16 protein-coding genes are annotated in these 18,026 nt (G+C 68.1%); 11 read left to right on the forward strand and 5 right to left on the reverse strand.

Annotated features, from left to right (window positions below; translation table 11 throughout):
• Window positions 1-145: 145 nt before the first annotated feature.
• The 3 genes from tipF (at window position 146) to ACW176_RS01885 (ending at window position 2,901) form a co-directional block, all read left to right on the forward strand.
• A complete protein-coding gene (gene tipF / locus ACW176_RS01875; protein WP_492056551.1) occupies window positions 146-1,408 on the forward strand; it encodes a flagella assembly cyclic-di-GMP phosphodiesterase TipF in 1,263 nt (420 codons plus the stop codon).
• 84 nt (window positions 1,409-1,492) lie between these two features.
• On the forward strand, window positions 1,493-2,218 hold the full coding sequence (locus ACW176_RS01880; protein ID WP_492110678.1) for a methylated-DNA--[protein]-cysteine S-methyltransferase: 726 nt from the start codon (window positions 1,493-1,495) through the stop codon (window positions 2,216-2,218).
• The gene (locus ACW176_RS01885) at window positions 2,215-2,901 is read left to right on the forward strand and encodes a 2OG-Fe(II) oxygenase (protein ID WP_492110679.1); all 687 of its coding nucleotides are present in this window, start codon (window positions 2,215-2,217) and stop codon (window positions 2,899-2,901) included. Before ACW176_RS01880 ends, ACW176_RS01885 begins: the two co-directional genes overlap by 4 nt.
• A gap of 3 nt (window positions 2,902-2,904) precedes the next feature.
• Here the strand turns inward: ACW176_RS01885 and ACW176_RS01890 are convergent, their stop codons facing one another.
• Window positions 2,905-3,471, reverse strand: coding sequence for an NnrU family protein (locus ACW176_RS01890; protein WP_492110680.1), 567 nt, complete (start codon window positions 3,469-3,471; stop codon window positions 2,905-2,907).
• A gap of 141 nt (window positions 3,472-3,612) precedes the next feature.
• On the opposite strand from ACW176_RS01890, the gene ACW176_RS01895 reads away from it, so the two are divergent.
• From ACW176_RS01895 to ACW176_RS01925, 7 genes are all read left to right on the forward strand, one after another.
• A complete protein-coding gene (locus ACW176_RS01895) occupies window positions 3,613-4,476 on the forward strand; it encodes a TIGR01459 family HAD-type hydrolase (protein WP_492110681.1) in 864 nt (287 codons plus the stop codon).
• A gap of 59 nt (window positions 4,477-4,535) precedes the next feature.
• On the forward strand, window positions 4,536-4,958 hold the full coding sequence (locus tag ACW176_RS01900; RefSeq protein ID WP_492110682.1) for a MaoC family dehydratase: 423 nt from the start codon (window positions 4,536-4,538) through the stop codon (window positions 4,956-4,958).
• On the forward strand, window positions 4,958-5,899 hold the full coding sequence (locus tag ACW176_RS01905; RefSeq protein WP_492110683.1) for a bifunctional riboflavin kinase/FAD synthetase: 942 nt from the start codon (window positions 4,958-4,960) through the stop codon (window positions 5,897-5,899). Before ACW176_RS01900 ends, ACW176_RS01905 begins: the two co-directional genes overlap by 1 nt.
• A 306-nt stretch (window positions 5,900-6,205) precedes the next feature.
• Entirely contained in the window at window positions 6,206-7,294 is a 1,089-nt protein-coding gene (locus ACW176_RS01910; RefSeq protein WP_492110684.1) for a S1C family serine protease, read from the forward strand.
• A 279-nt stretch (window positions 7,295-7,573) separates the two neighbouring features.
• A complete protein-coding gene (gene ileS / locus ACW176_RS01915) occupies window positions 7,574-10,537 on the forward strand; it encodes an isoleucine--tRNA ligase (protein WP_492110685.1) in 2,964 nt (987 codons plus the stop codon).
• A gap of 170 nt (window positions 10,538-10,707) precedes the next feature.
• Window positions 10,708-11,211, forward strand: a complete 504-nt coding sequence (gene lspA / locus ACW176_RS01920; RefSeq protein ID WP_492110686.1) for a signal peptidase II — start codon at window positions 10,708-10,710, stop codon at window positions 11,209-11,211.
• A 96-nt stretch (window positions 11,212-11,307) separates the two neighbouring features.
• Entirely contained in the window at window positions 11,308-11,877 is a 570-nt protein-coding gene (locus tag ACW176_RS01925; RefSeq protein ID WP_419318534.1) for a DUF3035 domain-containing protein, read from the forward strand.
• Between the two features lie 317 nt (window positions 11,878-12,194).
• Here the strand turns inward: ACW176_RS01925 and ACW176_RS01930 are convergent, their stop codons facing one another.
• Window positions 12,195-13,142, reverse strand: coding sequence for a TraB/GumN family protein (locus ACW176_RS01930; protein ID WP_492110687.1), 948 nt, complete (start codon window positions 13,140-13,142; stop codon window positions 12,195-12,197).
• 181 nt (window positions 13,143-13,323) lie between these two features.
• Here ACW176_RS01930 and mutL point away from each other — a divergent pair, with 181 nt between their 5' ends.
• Complete coding sequence (gene mutL, locus ACW176_RS01935) at window positions 13,324-15,216, forward strand: DNA mismatch repair endonuclease MutL (RefSeq protein WP_492110688.1); 1,893 nt, start codon at window positions 13,324-13,326, stop codon at window positions 15,214-15,216.
• 4 nt (window positions 15,217-15,220) lie between these two features.
• Here mutL and ACW176_RS01940 read toward each other — a convergent pair whose 3' ends face one another.
• The 3 genes from ACW176_RS01940 to ACW176_RS01950 all read right to left on the reverse strand — a co-directional run bounded on the left by ACW176_RS01940 (window position 15,221) and on the right by ACW176_RS01950 (window position 18,005).
• Window positions 15,221-15,391: a hypothetical protein gene (locus ACW176_RS01940; protein ID WP_492110689.1), complete on the reverse strand. Its 171-nt coding sequence runs from the start codon at window positions 15,389-15,391 to the stop codon at window positions 15,221-15,223.
• Entirely contained in the window at window positions 15,382-16,590 is a 1,209-nt protein-coding gene (zigA, locus tag ACW176_RS01945; protein WP_492110690.1) for a zinc metallochaperone GTPase ZigA, read from the reverse strand. The genes ACW176_RS01940 and zigA overlap by 10 nt, the downstream gene beginning before the upstream one ends.
• 128 nt (window positions 16,591-16,718) lie before the next feature.
• Window positions 16,719-18,005, reverse strand: coding sequence for a hypothetical protein (locus ACW176_RS01950; protein WP_492110691.1), 1,287 nt, complete (start codon window positions 18,003-18,005; stop codon window positions 16,719-16,721).
• Window positions 18,006-18,026: the final 21 nt, after the last annotated feature.

An 18,026-nucleotide genomic window follows, 5' to 3' on the forward strand; every position in this document is an offset into this window, starting at 1 on the left:
CTGTCGATGCGGCGTTCTCGCAAGGTTGAGTTATGATGCCCGGCCTCTTGAGGAGCGAGGCGGAATGGCGCAGGGGCGTTAATCTGTTCGACTCTTGAGGCCTGGACCGGTCTGATTGCCTGTAACGATTCGCGTGGACGGACTGATGCGAAGGCTGATGCTGGCGCTGCTTACGGGCGCCTATCTTTGTCTGGCTCTGATCATCTCCCTGGTGCTGTGGCGCACGGGGGCGGCTCCTGCTGTCGGTCTGTCAGCCTTCATCGGCACGCTGGGCCTGTGCTTTGCCTTCCACGGCATGATCGCCAACACCTTCGAGTCCGCGCGCACCCGCATGGACATCGACACGGTGCGCGAAGCTCACGCCATCCTGCTGGACCAGATTGAGAAGATCGACGCCCGGATGACCGAACTGGTCGAGAGCGTCGCGATCGACGCCCAGCGCCGTTCCGAAGAGCTGTCGACCGAGGTCCACCAGCTGGAAGACCTGATCGCCACCATGAACGACCGGCTGGAGCACCAGCTGACCCACCAGGTCGCCGCCGCCCGCGTCGAGGTTCGCGGCCGCACCCCGCAGTCCAACGTCATGCTGCAGGTCGTGCAGGAGGCCCTGGCCGAGAACCGGGTCGACCTCTATCTGCAGCCGATCGTCAGCCTGCCCCAGCGCCGGACCGTGTTCTACGAAAGCTTCTCGCGCCTGCGCGACGAGACCGGCCGGGTGATGATGCCCGCCGAATATCTGGCCGTCGCCGAGCCGGAAGGCCTGATGACCGCCATCGACAACCTGCTGCTGTTCCGCTGCGTGCAGATCGTGCGCCGGCTGGCCAAGCAGGACCGCAAGGTCGGGATCTTCTGCAACATCTCGCTGGCCAGCCTGGCCGATGAGAGCTTCTTCCCGCAGTTCCTGGAATTCATGCAGGCCAACAAGGACCTGGCTGGCGCGGTGATCTTCGAACTGGGCCAGGCCGCCTTCGAGCGACGCGGCGCGGTCGAAGCCCGCCACATGTCGCGTCTGGCCAGCCTGGGCTTCAGCTTCAGCCTCGACAAGGTCAATGACCTGGATCTCGACTTCCAGGACCTGGCCCGCGCCGACGTCAAGTTCCTCAAGGTCGGCGCCCAGATGATGCTGGACCAGCTGCAGGAGCAGGATGGCAAGCTGGTCATCGCCTCCTTGCCCGACCTGAACGCCAGCGACTTCGCCGCCCTCACGCGCCGCTACGGCATCGAGGTGATCGTCGAGAAGGTCGAGGCCGAAAAGCAGATCGTCGATATCCTGGATCTCAACATCGGCTATGGCCAGGGCCACCTGTTCGGCGAACCGCGCGCCATCCGCGACGCCGTGCTGGCTGAGGCCGAGCCCCCGGTCGACTTCATGCGCGGCGCCCTGCGCCGGCGCGCCTCAGGCTGGTGACAGTTTCGGGTATCTGGCCGCAAGCTTCGGAATGACCGGCTGATCCGTCGGGCGCATCTTCCCCTCAACAGAGGAGATGTTCCGATGACCGCTTCGACCTATCCAGACGATGACGCGCGCTGGGACGCCATGCGCCGCAAGGACCGGGCCGCCCAGGGCGCCTTCTTCATCGCCGTGCGCACCACCGGCGTCTATTGCGTCGCCAGCTGCGGCGGACGGCCCCTGCGCAAGAACGTCGAGTTCCACGCCACACGGCAGAGCGCCCGCGACGCCGGCTTCCGCGCTTGTCTGCGCTGCAAGCCCGATCTCGAGCGCGAGGTCCTGCGCTACGCCATCGTCCCATCCAGCCTGGGCCTGACGCTGGTCGCCCGGTCTGACAAGGGCCTGCGGCTGGTGACCCTGGGTGATGCCGCCGCCGGCCTGACCGCCGACCTCGAGCGTCGCTTCCCGGCCGCACGGCTGCTCCCCGACCCGGACGGTCTGAAGGCCGAGCTGGCCGCCGTGGTGGCGCTCATCGACCGCCCGCAGAGCGGCCTGGACCTGTCGCTCGACGACCAGGGCACCGACCTGCAGCGCGAGGTCTGGGCGATGCTGCGCCAGATCCCGGCCGGCGAGACGGTGTCCTATGCGCAGCTGGCCCGCGCAATCGGTCGGCCGACCGCCTCCCGCGTGGTCGCCAATGCCTGCGGGGCCAATCCGCTGGCGGTGATCACCCCCTGCCATCGGGTGGTGCGCGCCGACGGCGGCCTGTCGGGCTATCGCTGGGGCGTCGAGCGCAAGGCCGCCCTGCTGGCGCGCGAGGCGGCGTGAGTCTGGACTGGAAGCGGATCGCCGCTGAACTGGAGGCCCGCGGCTGGGCCCTGACCGGCCCGATGTTCACCCCGCAGGCCTGCGCCGACCTGACGGCGCTCTATGCGCGGCCCGAGCTGTTTCGCAGCAAGGTGGTCATGGCCCGGCACGGCTTTGGCAAGGGCGAGTACCAGTACTTCGCCTATCCCCTGCCACCGCCGATCCAGACCCTGCGGATGAGCCTCTATCCGCCCCTGGCCTGGATCGCCAACCGCTGGGCGCAGCGTCTGGGCGAGGAAAGGCACTTCCCAGAAACCTTGGACGAGATGCTGGCGCGCTGCCACGCGGCCGGCCAGGCGCGGCCGACGCCGCTGATGCTGACCTATGGTCCCGGCGACTATAACTGCCTGCACCAGGACCTGTATGGCGAGCAGGTCTTCCCGCTGCAGGCCGCCTTCCTGCTGGACGAGCCCGGCCGCGACTTCGAGGGCGGCGAGTTTGTGCTGGTCGAACAGAGACCCCGCCAACAATCCGCCCCGCAGGTCGTGCCCCTGCGCCAGGGCGAAGGCGTGATCTTCGCGGTCCGCGAGCGGCCGGCCGAAGGCGCGCGCGGCGTCCATCGGCGGATATTGCGGCATGGTGTCAGCGAGATCCGCTCAGGCCGCAGGCGCACCCTGGGCGTGATCTTCCACGATGCGACGTGAGCCTCAGCCCAGCGGCGACACTCCGAAGAAGATCCGGTGGAGGAACAGCACGAAAAGGACATAGAGCGCCGTCCCCGCCACCACCATGATCAGGTCAGCCAGCGGCTTGGTCGCGACAGGCGGCGGCGCGTTGCGGAGCAGCACCGAGATCAGGTCGATCACACCATAGGCCAGGAAGCTGCCGAACAGCAGCACCGAGGCCAGGTCGCCATTGGCCGCCAGGTGCCCCGCCGACCACAGGATGACGCCGATCAGCATCGGATGGCGCACCATCGCCTTGATGCGTCCGACCGGGCCGTTGGAGCCGGCCAGCAGGATGAAGGCGGGCAGCATCAGACCCATGGCGGCATGCCGACCCCAGGCCGGCGGATCATAAAGCTGCGGGGCCATCAGCCGGTATTGCATCCAGCCCCAGATGATCAGACCAAGGCCGGCGGCCGCGACCAGCGAATAGAGTCCCTTCCATCGACCGGGACTGGCCGCGACCTGAGCGTCGCGGAAGGGTCCAGCGACGATGCGTATGCTGTGAATGCCGAAAAACAGCACCAGTCCCAGGATCAGAATCGCCATCAGGCCCTCATCAGCTTCGGCGGGAGCATAGTCACAGAACACCGATCGGCGAAAGTGCGACCTCTTGCAAAGCGCGCGCGGTGACGACACCTGAGCCTTCCAGCGTTGACGCCCCTGCTCCCGACCGGTACCGCCGCCCCCATGATGGATTTTCCAGACCGCCTCTCGGCTCTCCGCGACCGCTACGACATCGTGCTTTGCGACGTCTGGGGCGTGATCCACAACGGCGTCCAGAGCTTTCCGGAGGCCTGCGAGGCCCTGGTGCAATGGGGCGCCCAGGTCGGTCCCGTGGTGCTGATCTCCAACGCGCCGCGCCCGTCGCATGATGTGGTCTCGCAACTGGACAGCCTGGGCGTGCCGCGCGCGGCCTGGAGCGGCTTTGTCACCTCCGGCGACGCCACCCGCGCCCTGCTGGAGGCCCGCGCGCCGGGCAAGGTCTGGCGGATCGGCCCCGACCGCGATGGTCCGCTCTATGCCGACCTTGACCTGGACCTGACCGGCTCCTGCGAGGACGCCGACTTCATCGGCTGCTCTGGCCTTTACGACGACGAGACCGAGGTCCCCGAGGACTATCGTGATCGCCTGGCGATCGCCGCCAAGCGCGGCCTGACCTTCATCTGCGCCAATCCCGACCGGGTGGTGCAGCGCGGCGACAGGCTGATCTTCTGCGCCGGGGCCCTGGCCGATCTTTACGAAAGCCTGGGCGGCGAAGTGATCATGGCCGGCAAGCCCTTCGCGCCGATCTACGACCTGGCCATCGCCGAGGCGGAAAGACTGACCGGCAAGCCCGTCGACCGCGACCGCGTGCTCTGCATCGGCGACGGCGTCATCACCGACGTTCTGGGCGCGGAAAACCAGAATCTGGCCTGCCTGTTCATCGCCAAGGGCATCCATGGCGAGAAGGCCATCGGCCCGGACGGCCTGCTCAATCCCGAGGCCGTGCTGGCTCTGCTGGCGGCCGACAAGGTCGGGGCCACGCACGCCGTGGGCGATCTGGTCTGGTGAAGACCGAACGAGCCGCTAGATTGCGCCGCAAAGCACAAAAAACCGCAGGGTAACGCGTCATGCAGGGTCTGTTTCTTGAAGAGCTCAGCGTCGGCCAGAGCGCCGATCTGGTTCGCACCGTCGGCGAGGCCGACATCATCGCCTTTGCCGCCGTGACTGGCGACAACAACCCCGTGCATCTCGACGCCGAGTTCGCGGCGACCACCAGCTTTGGCGAGCGCATCGCCCACGGCATGCTGTCGGCCGGCTATATCTCGGCGGTGATCGGCACCACCCTGCCCGGCCCCGGCGCGATCTATCTGTCGCAGTCGCTGCGCTTCAAGCGGCCGGTCAAGATCGGCGATGAAGTCACCGCGCGGGCCACCATCACCGAGATCGACGCGGCCAAGGCCCGCGTCACCCTGGCCACGGTCTGTCTGGTCAACGGCAAGCCGGTGGTCGAGGGCGAGGCCCTGATCATGGTTCCGCGCAAGGCCGTCTGATGACGCTGAAAATCGTTCACGGCTGGAAGGACCTTTCGTCCGAAGAGCGCGGCGCGGCCGTGGCGCTGGGCAATTTCGACGGCGTGCATCGCGGCCACCAGCAGGTGATCGCCGAGGCGGCCAGGGCGGCGCTGGCCCTGAAGACGCCGCTGGGCGTGGTCACCTTCGACCCGCACCCGCGACGGCTGTTTCGTCCGAGCGAGCCGGCCTTCCGCCTGATGACCACCGAGCAGCAGGCCCGCGTTCTGGCCGGCATGGGCGTGGACATCCTGTATCTGCTGCCGTTCGACTTCCAGATGGCCAGCTTCTCGGACAAGGAGTTCGTCGAGCAGGTTCTGGTCGAGGGCCTGGGCGTGAAGCACGTGGCCGCCGGCTTCGACATCTCGTTCGGCAAGGGCCGCACCGGCAGCCCCGAGGGGATGAAGGCCTATGGCGTCCAGCACGGCTTTGGCGTCTCGATCGCCGAGCCTGTCGCGGGCAAGGCCGGCGACAAGTTCTCGTCGACCAGCGTCCGCGACGCCCTGCGCGAAGGCCATCCGGAGACTGCGGCGCGGATTCTGGGCCGCCCCTTCGCCATCGAGGGCGTGGTCCGGCGCGGCCAGCAACTGGGCCGCCAGCTGGGCTTCCCCACCGCCAATGTCGAGATCATCGACTATGTGGTGCCAAAACTGGGCGTCTATGCCACCCGCACCCGCCTGCCCGACGGCCGCGCCGTGCCCGGCGTCGCCAATCTGGGCAACAATCCCACCACCGGCACGGTCGAGACGCGTCTAGAAACCTGGCTGTTCGACTTCGATGAGGACCTTTACGGCCAGGTCATCGAAACCCAGCTGATCGCGTTTTTGCGGCCCGAACAGAAGTTCGACAGCATCGAGCTGATGGTCGAGCAGATCCGCCGGGATGAAGCCCAGGCCCGAGCGATCGTGGCGCCGGGGTTTTAGACCTTGATCCTCCCCTCGCGGGGAGGGGTATCGCCTGTGCCCAACAAAGGCTGTCATCCCGGACGAGCGCGCAGCGCGAAGATCCGGGACCGACGCCTGAACTCAGCGCTTCCGGCGGTCCCGGATCGGCGCCCGGCTTCGCCAGGCTTGTCCGGGATGACAACTTTTTCTGGAGGCAGAATCCATAGGCGATAGCCCCAGCCTCTGGGGAGCATCTATCGCGTCCCGCCCAGCACACGGCGGAGGAGAAAAGCTTTCCCCCGTCGCCCCACCCCGTTAACCTCCATTAACCACCACGGGGGCGGGATGTTGAAAGCGCGCAAGTACGAGCATTTCGCCAGGGCGCGCCGTCCCGCGCCCAAGCGCCGTCACGAAATCCTGTCCTATCCGGCCGACGCCCAGTTCGTGTTCGACACCGGCAAGGCCGCCGAGGTCGAAGGCGGCTATTGCGCCCTGCCCAATGGCGACCTGCTGGACGCCTATTCCAACGCCGTGGTCCGGGCGGTCGAGGTGGTGGGGCCCGCTGTGGTCCGCGTGCACCCGATGCTGGAAGACCCGCGCATGCAGGGCATCGGCTCGGGCTTCGCCTTCGCACCGGGCGGGCTGATCCTGACCAACAGCCACGTGGTGCAGGGGGCCACCCGCTACGTGGTCATCACCGCCGAGGGCCGCAGCCTGACAGCGCGCTGCGTGGGCGATGATCCCGACACCGATCTGGCCATCCTCAAGGTCGACCAGAACATCGACATTCCGATCGCCAAGCTGGGCGATTCCAAGAAGCTGCGACGCGGCCAGCTGGTGATCGCCATCGGCGCGCCGCTGGGCTTTGAGGCCACAGTGACCACCGGCGTGGTCTCGGCGCTTGGTCGCTCGCTCAGGGGCGAGCGCGGCCGGCTGATCGAGGATCTGATCCAGACTGACGCCGCCCTCAATCCGGGCAACAGCGGCGGCCCGCTGGTCAATTCTGCCGGCGAGGTGGTGGGCATCGCCACCGCCGTGATCGCCGGCTATCAGGGCCTGTGCTTCGCGGTGGCGGTCAACACCGCCACCTATGTGATCCAGGAACTGCTGGACCACGGCTTCGTGCGGCGCGGCTCGATCGGGCTGATCGCCCAGCAGGCCCCCATCCCCGCCGGCCTGGCCCGCGCCACCGGCGTCACCCAGCCCTATGCGGTGTTCGTCGCCCATGTCGACGCCGGCGGCCCGGCGGCCAAGGCCGGCGTCAAGGAAGGCGACCTGCTGATCCAGGCCGGCGACCAGATCCTGACCGGCCTGGACGACCTGCTGCGAGCCCTGGACCACCACGCCATCAACAAGCCGACGCTGTTCACCCTGATCCGCGAGGGCCGGCTGATGACGGTGTCGATCACGCCGAAGGTGCGGAAGCGGGGGTAGGGAGATCCTCCCCCTCTGGGGGAGGTGGCCCGAAGGGCCGGAGGGGGCCATCGCGGCCCATTTCCAGCGAGCCCCCTCAGTCGCTCCGCGACAGCTCCCCCGGAGGGGGAGCATCTCTCTGGCCTTGCCCGCAACCCTCTGCTATCCCCCAGCCCATGACTTTCGTTCGGAAACCTTCGCGAATTATCCGCCCGGCGTAACGCTGGACGCAGGTTCGAGCGCGCGCCGGGATCAAGACCCGCACCCCTTTTCCGAACTTCCCAGCTGGATAGCTCTCCCATGGCCGACGACGCCACGCCCGCCCGCGACTATCGCGAAACCGTCTTCCTTCCCGACACCCCGTTCCCGATGCGCGGGGGCCTGCCCAAGAAGGAGCCCGAGATCCTCGAGGGCTGGGCGGCCCTCTCAGCCAAGGGCCTGTACGGCGCCGTCCGCGCCAAGCGCCAGGCCGACGGCGCGCCCCTGTTCGTGTTCCACGACGGCCCGCCCTATGCCAATGGCCCGATCCACATCGGCCACGCCCTGAACAAGACGCTGAAGGACTTCGTGGTCCGTTCGCGCTTCGCCCTCGGCTATGATGTCGACTATGTGCCCGGGTGGGACTGCCACGGCCTGCCGATCGAGTGGAAGATCGAGGAAGAGTTCCGCGCCAAGGGCCGCCGCAAGGACGAGGTCCCGGCCGAGGAATTCCGCAAGCGCTGCCGCGAATATGCCGGCGGCTGGATCGAGGCCCAGAAGGTCGAGTTCCAGCGCCTGGGCATCCTGGGCGACTGGTGGAACCGCTACGCCACCATGGACTTTACGTCCGAGGCGACGATCGTCGCGGAGTTCCACAAGTTCGCCGCCTCAGGCCAGCTCTATCGCGGCTCCAAGCCGGTGATGTGGAGCCCGGTCGAGCGCACGGCCCTGGCCGACGCCGAGATCGAGTACCACGACCATGTTTCGCCGACGGTGTGGGTAAAGTTCCCGGTCAAGGTCTATGACGAGGAGCACTATGCGCTGTCGGGCAACGCCGCCGGCGACAACGTCTTCCGCCTGCCGCCCAACGACGCCAGCGTCGTGATCTGGACCACCACCCCGTGGACCATCCCGGCCAACCGCGCCATCAGCTTCAACCCCAAGGTCGAGTACGGCCTGTATGAGGTGGAAGCCCTGGAGGAGAACCTCGAGTTCGCCCCGTGGTCGAAGGTCGGCGATCGCCTGATCGTCGCCGACAAGCTGGCCGAAGACGTGCGCAAGGCCGCCAAGGTGGCCCAGTGGCGTCGCGCCGAGCCCGTCGATCCGACCGGCCTGGTCTGCGCCCACCCGCTGGCCCAGTTCGACGACGGCTTTGCCTTCGAGGTGCCGCTGCTGGCCGGCGACCACGTGACCGACGACGCCGGCACCGGCTTTGTCCATACCGCCCCCGGCCACGGCGCCGACGACTATCTGGTCTGGCTGAAGAGCGGCTACAGCCTCGATTCCATCCCCGACACCGTCGATCCCGACGGCGCCTATTTCCCGCACGTGCCGCTGTTCGCGGGCCTGAAGGTCATCGAGACCGAGGGCAAGAAGGCCGGCAAGTTCGGCCCTGCCAACGGCGCGGTCATGGACAAGCTGATCGAGGCCGGAAACCTGCTGGCGCGCGGCCGCGTCGAGCACAGCTACCCGCACAGCTGGCGCTCGAAGGCCCCGATCATCTTCCGCAACACCCCGCAGTGGTTCATCCGCATGGATCAACCGCTGGAGAGCGGCAAGACCCTGCGCGAGACCGCCATCCAGGCCATCGCCGACACCGCCTTCCACCCCGACGCCGGCCGCAACCGTATCGGTTCGATGGTCGAGAGCCGTCCCGACTGGCTGGTCAGCCGCCAGCGCGCCTGGGGCACCCCGCTCGCCATGTTCGTCGACAAGGACAGCGGCCAGCCGCTGATGGACGAGGCCGTCAACGCCCGCATACTGGCGGCCATCCGCGAGGGCGGGGCCGATGCCTGGTTCCTGCGTCCCGACGCCGAGTTCCTGGGCGAGGCCTATGACGCCGCCCAGTACGAGAAGGTCGGCGACATCCTCGACGTCTGGTTCGACTCGGGCTGCACCCACGCCTTCACCATCGAGGGCCGGGCCGACAGCCACTGGCCGGCCGACCTGTATCTGGAGGGCTCGGACCAGCATCGCGGCTGGTTCCAGTCCAGCTTGCTTGAAGGCTGCGGCACCCGCGGCCGCGCGCCCTACAAGGCGGTTCTCACCCATGGGTTCACCCAGGACGAGAACGGCGAGAAGATGTCCAAGTCCAAGGGCAACACGATCGAGCCGCAAACCGTCACCAAGGAAAGCGGCGCCGAGATCCTGCGGTTATGGACGGCGATGGTCGACTATTCGGAAGACCAGCGGATCGGCAAGACCATCCTGGCCACCACCACCGACGCCTATCGCAAGCTGCGCAACACCACGCGCTACCTGCTGGGCGCCCTGGCCGGCTTTGATGAGGCCGAGCGGGTGACGAACTACGACGACTTCCCGCCGCTGGAGAAGTTCATCCTGCACCGCCTCTGGGAGCTGGATGGCCAGGTCCGAGCCGCCTACGAGACCTATCGCTTCGCCGACGTCACCCGGCCGCTGATCGAGTTCTGCCAGGGCGACCTGTCGACCCTGTTCTTCGACATCCGCAAGGACAGCCTCTATTGCGACAAGCCGACGGAACTGCGCCGCCGGGCCTATCGCACCGTGCTGGACTATGTGTTCGAGCGCCTGACCATCTGGCTCTCGCCCCTGACCAGCTTCACCATGGAAGAGGCGTGGATGACGCGCTTCCCCGAGGCGGGCTCCAACAGCCTGCGGGTGATGCCGGAGACGCCGGCGCAGTGGGAAAACCCCGCCGAGGCCGCACGCTGGGCCAAGGTCGAGACGGTGATGTCGGTGGTGACCGGGGCCCTGGAAGTCGAGCGCCGTGAAAAGCGCATCGGATCGGCCCTGGAGGCCGCGCCGGTGGTGCATGTCAGCGAGCCTGACCTGCTGAGCGCCTTCGACGGCCTCGACGCCGCCGAGGTGTTCCGCACCAGCGCCGCGACCCTGATCGCCGGCGAGGGCGGGGCGTTCACGACCGACGAGGTCAAGGGCGTGTCTGTGGATCCGAAACTGGCCGAGGGCCATAAATGCGCCCGCTCGTGGCGTATCCTGCCCGAGGTCGGAACCGATCCGCGCTACCCGGAGCTTAGCCTTCGCGATGCTGAAGCCGTGGCGTGGTGGGATAGCCAGAAGGGGTAACCCCCTTCCCCCTTGATGGGGGAAGGGTTGGGGATGGGGGTGGCGCGGCGGCTAGACTGGATCGGTCCCCGCCAAATTTCCGCCGCCGCATCTCCCCCACCCTGCCCTCCCCCATCAAGGGGGAGGGTTGATACCTTTGCTGACGCGCCTTTTGGGGGCTGAAGAAAACAATGCTGAACATCACCCGCCACGGCTGGATCGCCTACGCCATCGCCGTCACCACCGTAGCGCTCGACCAGGCGTCCAAGCTGTGGATCCTGCACGGTCTGGACCTACAGGCCCGGGGCACGCTGCCCCTGCCCGGTCCGCTGGACCTGACCATGGTCTGGAACCGGGGCATGAGCTTTGGCCTGCTGGGCGGTCACGGCGAGTGGAGCCGCTGGCTGCTGACCGGCTTTTCGGCTGTCGTGGTGGTGGCCCTGGCGATCTGGGCGCGCAAGGCGGTCAGGCCGCTGATGGCCATCGGCCTGGGGCTGATCATCGGCGGCGCCATCGGCAACAACCTGATCGACCGCATCGTCTATGGCGCGGTCGCCGACTTCATCGACGTGCGCGACCTCTATTTCCCGTGGATCTTCAACATCGCCGACGCCGGCATCTCGGTCGGCGTGGCCTTCCTGCTGCTCGACAGTTTCCTGACGGGCGAGGACAAGCTGGCCCATCCGACCGAATAAGGCCGCAATCGCAAGAGACATTGGCGCCCGCGCGCCGATGTCGTATCGAGAGCGCTCGAAATTTTGGCCCGCACGGGCCCGCTGGAGCATCGGTTCATGAGTTTCAATCGGGTTGCGACCCTGAGCGTTCTGGCCGCCGTGGCCGCCACGGGCCTCGCCGGTTGCCAATCAGCCTCCAAGGCGCTCGGCATGAGCAAGGTGGTCCCCGACGAATTCCGCGTCGTCACCAAGGCTCCGCTGGTGGTTCCGCCCGACTACGCCCTGCGCCCGCCGGCCCCCGGCGAGCCCCGCCCGCAGGAACTGCAGCCCGAAAGCGCCGCCCGTCAGGCCCTGATCGGCCAGAGCATGGCCGCCGGCCGCTCGGACGGTGAAAAGCTGCTGGTCGCCCGCGCCGGCGTCGAGAAGGCCGACCCGCTGATCCGCTTCGTCGTCGACGACGAGACCGGCGACTTGGCCCACAAGGACGAGAGCTTCGCCTCCAAGGTGATGTTCTGGAAAAAGGACAAGGCGGCCGAAGTGGCCTCCACCGCGACCGAAACCGGCGCCAACGCCCCGTTGGTGGTCGACGCCAGCGCCGAGGAAGCCCGCCTCAAGGCCCTGATGGGCCCCGGCAAGGTGGTGATCAGCCGCGACAAGCAGACCCGGATCAAGCTGCCCGGCCTGTAGGCTTTAGCGACATCCACGAATTCAACGGCCCGGCGGCGAAAGCTTCCGGGCCGTTTTTCGTTCACGAACTTGCCCCCTACGGGCTGCTGCGCAGCCGTCTTCCCCGGCGGGGGAGGACGGCTGCATATGAATCAGCCGCTAAAAACTTGTCATCCCGGACAAGCCTGGCGAAGCCGGGCGCCGATCCGGGACCGACTTGGAACGCGGCGCTCAGGCGTCGATCCCGGATCTTCGCGCTGCGCGCTCGTCCGGGATGACAGCCGTTTTGGTCATATGCGATCGCCCTGCCCCGTAGGGGGCGAGTCGTCCAGATCGTTTCAATCCCCCGGCGTCCGCACCGTAAAGCCCCGGGCGCGCATGCGGTCCAGCAGGCCATTCTGGGCCACCAGGCCGCGGATCGAGAACAGGGCCACCGCGTGTCCGGGCGTCTTCATCGCCTGGGTCAGGGCCTCGACCTCGTCGTCCATGGCCCGCTGTTCAAGCTCGACCATGCCCGGCAGGCTGCGGATGCAGCGCTGGAAATTGCGTGGGCCGGCAACGGCCTCGCGCACGTCGCCCCGCGCCCATGCGGCGGCGGCCGAGCGGGTCGCAGCGGTTCCGGCCTCGGCCTCGCTCAGCACGCCTTCCAGGCACAACTGCCCCGCCTCGTCGGAGTGATCGCGCACCGCCGCCTTCATCACCGGCATGGCCTTGTAGGTCCCGGCGGGCTTGGCCTTCACCCGATGCTTGCGCGCCAGCTTGCCGACCGTGCGCTCGGGCTCGCCCGAGTCCAGCCTGGTGGTCTTCTGATAGTCCATGGCGATCATGATCCCGGCGCCGAGCGGGCTCCATTCGCGATAGGCGTCGGGCTTCTTGCCCAGCTGGGCGCGAACCTTCGCCAGCCGAGGCGCGAGTTCTGGCGTGGCGGCGTCCAGCGGCTGGTCGGATTTCAGCTTGCCGCGCAGTTTCAGCATGGCGGGGATGTCGGTCAAGCCCGCCCGGCCGACCGGCGGCAGGATCAGGGCGAAGGCGCCGTCCAGCCGGCGATCCAGCACCGACGTATCCCAGCTCGCCCCCTTGGGCAGCGAGGCCAGCGTGCCCAGCATGTAGATCGTGGTGTCGCCGTCGGAGATCCGCCACCAGGCCGGCCCGGGCAGCTTGGCGTTGACCACCAGCGCCTCGACCAGATTGGCCTCGGGGTCTTCAGGAACCTGAGCGTGGGCAGACGTGGCTTGAACGGCCAGCGCAGCAAGGGCGGAGACCGCGATCAGACCGGAGCGTTTCATGCAGGTTCCACAAGGTTTCAACAGCGCCATGATCATGGTGCGATCCTTGCGGCCAAAGCTTGGCCTTGCGCGGTCAAATCCTTGTCATCCCAGCCCAGGCCGGGACTGCCAGACGCGCGGCGCCCAGGCGTCGATCCCGGTGGAATCGCTCTAATGTAATCAGCCGTCCGAAAGTCCGACCATGCCGATCCGCCGCCTGCCGCCCGAGACCGTCAACCGCATCGCCGCCGGCGAGGTGGTGGAACGGCCCGCGAGCGCCATCAAGGAACTGGTCGACAACGCCATCGACGCCGGGGCCACCCATATCGAGGTGGAAGCCCATGGCGGCGGCCTGACCCGCATCCTGGTGGCCGATGACGGCATGGGCCTGTCGGCGGAGGAACTGCCCGTCGCCATCGAGCGCCACGCCACCTCGAAACTGGCCCCCGACGCCGACGGTCTGTGGGACCTGCTGCGCATCCACACCATGGGTTTTCGGGGCGAGGCCCTGCCCTCGATCGGCTCGGTGGCGCGGCTGTCGATCGCTTCCCGGGCCAAGGGCGAGAAGGACGCCTTCTCGATCCTGGTCGAGGGCGGCCAGGTCGGCGATGTGGCCCCCGCCGCCTTCCCCGGCCCGCACGGGGCGCGGATCGAGGTGCGCGACCTGTTCTACGCCACCCCCGCCCGGCTGAAGTTCATGAAGTCGGAACGCGCCGAGGCCCTGGCCATCACCGAGGAGATCAAGCGCCAGGCCATGGCCCATGAGGCGGTCGGCTTCTCGCTGGACATCGACGGGCGCCGCATCCTGCGCCTGCCGCCCGAGCATCCGGGACCGCAGGGCCGTCTGGCCCGTCTGGCCGCCGTGCTGGGTCGCGACTTCCAGGACAACGCCATCGAGATCGACCAGACCCGCGACGGCGTGCGCCTGACCGGCTTTGCGGGCCTGCCGACCTATAATCGCGGCAACGCGGCCCATCAGTACCTGTTCGTCAACGGCCGCCCCGTGCGCGACCGGCTGCTGCAGGGCGCCCTGCGCGCCGCCTATGCCGACTTCCTGGCCCGCGACCGCCACCCGACGGCGGCGCTCTATGTGTCGCTCGACACCGCCGAGGTCGACGTCAACGTCCACCCGGCCAAGGCCGAGGTGCGGTTCCGTGATCCGGCCCTGGTGCGCGGCCTGATCGTCGGCGCGCTGCGCCATGCCCTGGCCGGGGCCGGGCACCGGGCCTCGACCACGGTGGCGACGGCGGCTCTGGACAGCATCCGCGCCCAAGGGGGCTCACCGTTCCAGTTCCGCGCTGATCCTTCCCCCGCCGGCTTTTCGGCCTGGCGCGAGGGCGGCTGGGCGCCGCCGCGTCCGCAGGGGCTGCCGGGCCTGTCGGATGTTTCAGCCCGGGTCGAGCCCGGATTCAGCGACGTGCTGGGCCAGGCCTATGAAGCGATGCAGAACGGCGACGCGGCGCGAAGTTATCCACAGGCCGGCGACTATGCCACCGCGCCGTTCGACCCCGTCGACTTCCCGCTGGGCGCGGCCCGGGCCCAGGTGCACGAGACCTATATCGTCGCCCAGACCCGCGACGGCATGGTCATTGTCGACCAGCACGCCGCCCACGAGCGCCTGGTCTATGAGCGCATGAAGGGCGAGATGGAGTCCGGCGGCGTCGCGCGACAGACCCTGCTGCTGCCAGAGGTGGTGGACCTGGACCCCGCCGAGGCCGAGCGCATCCTGGCCCGCGCCGAGGAACTGGCGGCCCTGGGTCTGGTGATCGAAAGCTTTGGCCCCGGCGCAGTGCTGGTGCGCGAAACCCCGGCCCTGCTGGGCAAGACCGACGCCGCCGGCCTGGTGCGCGACATCGCCGACGACCTGGCCGAGAACGGTCAGGCCCTGGCGTTGAAGGAGCGGCTGGAAGCGGTGTGCTCGACCATGGCCTGCCACGGCAGCGTCCGCGCCGGTCGCCGCCTGAACGGGGCCGAGATGAACGCCCTGCTGCGCGAGATGGAGGCCACGCCGCATTCGGGCCAGTGCAACCACGGCCGGCCGACCTATGTGGAGCTCAAGCTGGCCGATATCGAGCGGCTGTTCGGGCGGCGGTAGCCGCCTAAAGCGCCTCGCATTCATAGACCCGGTACGGTCGGGGCTCACCCTCCGCCGGCAGGAAGCGGTAGAGCACCAGCAGCCATTCGGCCTCGTCCAGGTCGACGCCCAGGGCGGCAGAGACCCAGGCGGCGGAGGGCTCGCCGTCACCCAGGGGCGGCGGCTCTAGCCCCATGACGGGAAGGGATCGGGCAGTTTGCTCCAGCCCTTGGGGCCGAAGCCGAAAACCAGGTCCGACAGCAGGCAGTCGTCAAAGCCCTTCTTCAGAGCGGCCTGATCCATATCGATACCGATCAGCACAATCTCCTGGCGGCGGTCGCCATGTGGAGCTTTCCAGACCTTTTCGATGGTCGTCCGCCAGGCCGGATCGTCGGGCCACTGGTCCTGGGGAGCGGTGGCCCACCAGCGGCCATGCGGGCCATGCTGGGTGACCGCCCCGGCCTGACTCCAGCCGCCAACCCGGTCATAGCGCGTGGCCAGCCAGAAGAAGCCCTTGGAGCGGATCACCCCGGGCCATTCGCGCTCCAGCCAGACCTTCAACTTCTGGGGATGGAAGGGCCTGGAGGCGCGATAGACGAAGTGGCTGACGCCATATTCCTCGGTCTCGGGCAGGACCTCGCCCATGAGGGCCTTTTGCCAGCCGGCGGCGCCCTCGGCCCGGGCATAGTCGAACAGGCGGGTGCCCATGACGTCGTCCAGCGCCACCGCCCCGCGTTCGGAGCGGATGATCCGGGCGCCCGGATTGAAGGTGGCGATGATCCCGGCCAGCCGGCCCAGATCCTCCGGCGAGACCAGATCGGTCTTGTTGAGCACGATGACGTCGGCGAACTCGATCTGCTCGACCAGCAGATCGACCACGGTGCGCACGTCGCCCTCGCCCGCCGTCTCGCCGCGCTGGGCCAGGCTGTCGCGCGAGGCGTAGTCGCGCAGGAAGTTGAAGGCGTCGACCACCGTGACCATGGTGTCCAGCCGCGCCACGTCCGACAGGCTCTGGTCGGCCTCGTCGCGAAAGTCGAAGGTGGCGGCGATCGGCATGGGCTCGGAAATGCCCGTCGACTCGATCAGCAGATAGTCAAAGCGTCGCTCGGCGGCCAGGCGGCGAACCTCCTGCAACAGGTCGTCGCGCAGGGTGCAGCAGATGCAGCCATTGGACATCTCCACCAGGGTCTCGTCGGTGCGCGACAGATCCGCGCCGCCCTCGGCCACCAGGGCGGCGTCGATATTGACCTCGCTCATGTCATTGACGATGACCGCGACCTTTTTGCCCTCGCGGTTGTGGAGGACATGGTTGAGCAGGGTGGTCTTTCCCGCCCCCAGGAAGCCCGAAAGCACGGTCACCGGCAGGCGGCGATCAATCCTTGACGTCTGGGACACGCGAACGCCTTTCGATGTTACAATGTAACACCAGTAGCCGAGGCGGGCGGCGCAGGCAATATGCTATGTTATACTATAACAAATTCGTCTCTTTGGGGAGACCCGATCCGTCTGCCCGAGAAGGACCGTCAGGCCGCGTCGCGGGCCTGCGCCAGCGGCGCGCCTTCGGCCTGGGCGACGGGCTTGTCGAGGAAGCCGGTGATGGCCGTGCCCTGCACCCGGGCGACGCCGCCCTGGCGGCAGGCGTCCAGTTCGTTGGCGCTGCTGACGCCGGCCACGCACTGGGCCACGCCCTTGCCGCGATAGACGCCCTGGCGCTCTACGAACTTCAGGATCTTGTTCAGGCGCTCGCGCTCATCCTCGCCGGTCAGGGTCAAGGTGACGCTGTCGATCAGCTCGGGCGGCAGGTTGTGCACCGGGAAGGTCGGATCCACCACGTTGAGGTCGAGGAAGGCGAAGCTGCCTTTCAGGAAGGCGCGGATCTGGCTGACCAGACCCAGAGAGGCCTCCCGCGGGGTGCCATAGACGCTGGCGCCCAGGCGGGGCTGCAGGTCCAGCGGATAGCGCGACAGGCGGGTCTTGTAAGCGTCCTGGGCGTGCGGCGTGGTCAGGTTCCAGAAGCCGAACGGCACGTAGAAGTCGCCGAAAGGCGCGGTCTTGAGGGCGGTCTGAGCGTCGTTGAGGCAGCTGAGGTCACGGGTCAGCAGCGCCGAATCCGCCTCGGGGGGCGCGTCGGTGAGATCGGCGCGCAGGCCGATCATCGAGCCGACAAAGGCCTCGGCCGGCAGATCATAGAGACCCCACCAGCCGGTCTTGGATGGCGGCGGAGGCGGAGGCGGCGCCGGATTGGCCCGGACGACCGGCGCAGGAGCCGGGGCCTGAGGCGCCCGCGTCTCGACCTGAACCGCAGCGGTCTCAGGCGCCGCGGCAGCCGCTGGAACGACAGGCGGCGGCGTGATGGGAGCCGGCGGAGCGACGGCCGCCGCCTTGGCTTCGAGGGCCTCCTCGCGCGTGCTGGGCACAGCGCGGATGGCTTCGGCCGTGATCACCTGAACACGACCGGCGGGGCCACCATAGCCCTCGCCAGCCACCAGACCGGCCAGTTCAGCCTGGCTGAGGCTGGCGAATTTCAGGACCGCGCTCTCGTTACCCTCGAAGGTCATCAGACAGACCTGCCCGCTCTTGCGGCCGGGGAACAGGCTGGCCTCAAGCTCGGCGGCCAGGGCCTGCATCTCGACGGGATCCAGCTGCGCGGCGCGGCTATCGGCCAGAACGAAGGCCAGGGGCGCCACGGCGCCGTAACGGCGCGGGGCGGTCCAGCGCGCCTTCAGATAGGCGTCCGCCGCCTCCTGGGCCCGCAGGGCCGGGAAGGCGTGATCGTCGATGAGCAGGCGCAAACAGGCGATCGCGGTCATGCTCACTGACTTACCCGCGAT

The organism is Caulobacter sp. FV1ye13L (assembly GCF_058681155.1).

Coding starts and splice junctions, on each gene's coding strand:
- tipF (WP_492056551.1), top strand. CDS start 146: ATGCGAAGGCTGATGCTGGCGCTGCTTACGGGCGCCTATCTTTGTCTG.
- ACW176_RS01880 (WP_492110678.1), top strand. CDS start 1,493: ATGACCGCTTCGACCTATCCAGACGATGACGCGCGCTGGGACGCCATG.
- ACW176_RS01890 (WP_492110680.1), bottom strand. CDS start 3,471: ATGGCGATTCTGATCCTGGGACTGGTGCTGTTTTTCGGCATTCACAGC.
- ACW176_RS01895 (WP_492110681.1), top strand. CDS start 3,613: ATGATGGATTTTCCAGACCGCCTCTCGGCTCTCCGCGACCGCTACGAC.
- ACW176_RS01900 (WP_492110682.1), top strand. CDS start 4,536: ATGCAGGGTCTGTTTCTTGAAGAGCTCAGCGTCGGCCAGAGCGCCGAT.
- ACW176_RS01905 (WP_492110683.1), top strand. CDS start 4,958: ATGACGCTGAAAATCGTTCACGGCTGGAAGGACCTTTCGTCCGAAGAG.
- ACW176_RS01910 (WP_492110684.1), top strand. CDS start 6,206: ATGTTGAAAGCGCGCAAGTACGAGCATTTCGCCAGGGCGCGCCGTCCC.
- ileS (WP_492110685.1), top strand. CDS start 7,574: ATGGCCGACGACGCCACGCCCGCCCGCGACTATCGCGAAACCGTCTTC.
- lspA (WP_492110686.1), top strand. CDS start 10,708: ATGCTGAACATCACCCGCCACGGCTGGATCGCCTACGCCATCGCCGTC.
- ACW176_RS01925 (WP_419318534.1), top strand. CDS start 11,308: ATGAGTTTCAATCGGGTTGCGACCCTGAGCGTTCTGGCCGCCGTGGCC.
- ACW176_RS01930 (WP_492110687.1), bottom strand. CDS start 13,142: ATGAAACGCTCCGGTCTGATCGCGGTCTCCGCCCTTGCTGCGCTGGCC.
- mutL (WP_492110688.1), top strand. CDS start 13,324: ATGCCGATCCGCCGCCTGCCGCCCGAGACCGTCAACCGCATCGCCGCC.
- ACW176_RS01940 (WP_492110689.1), bottom strand. CDS start 15,391: ATGGGGCTAGAGCCGCCGCCCCTGGGTGACGGCGAGCCCTCCGCCGCC.
- ACW176_RS01950 (WP_492110691.1), bottom strand. CDS start 18,005: ATGACCGCGATCGCCTGTTTGCGCCTGCTCATCGACGATCACGCCTTC.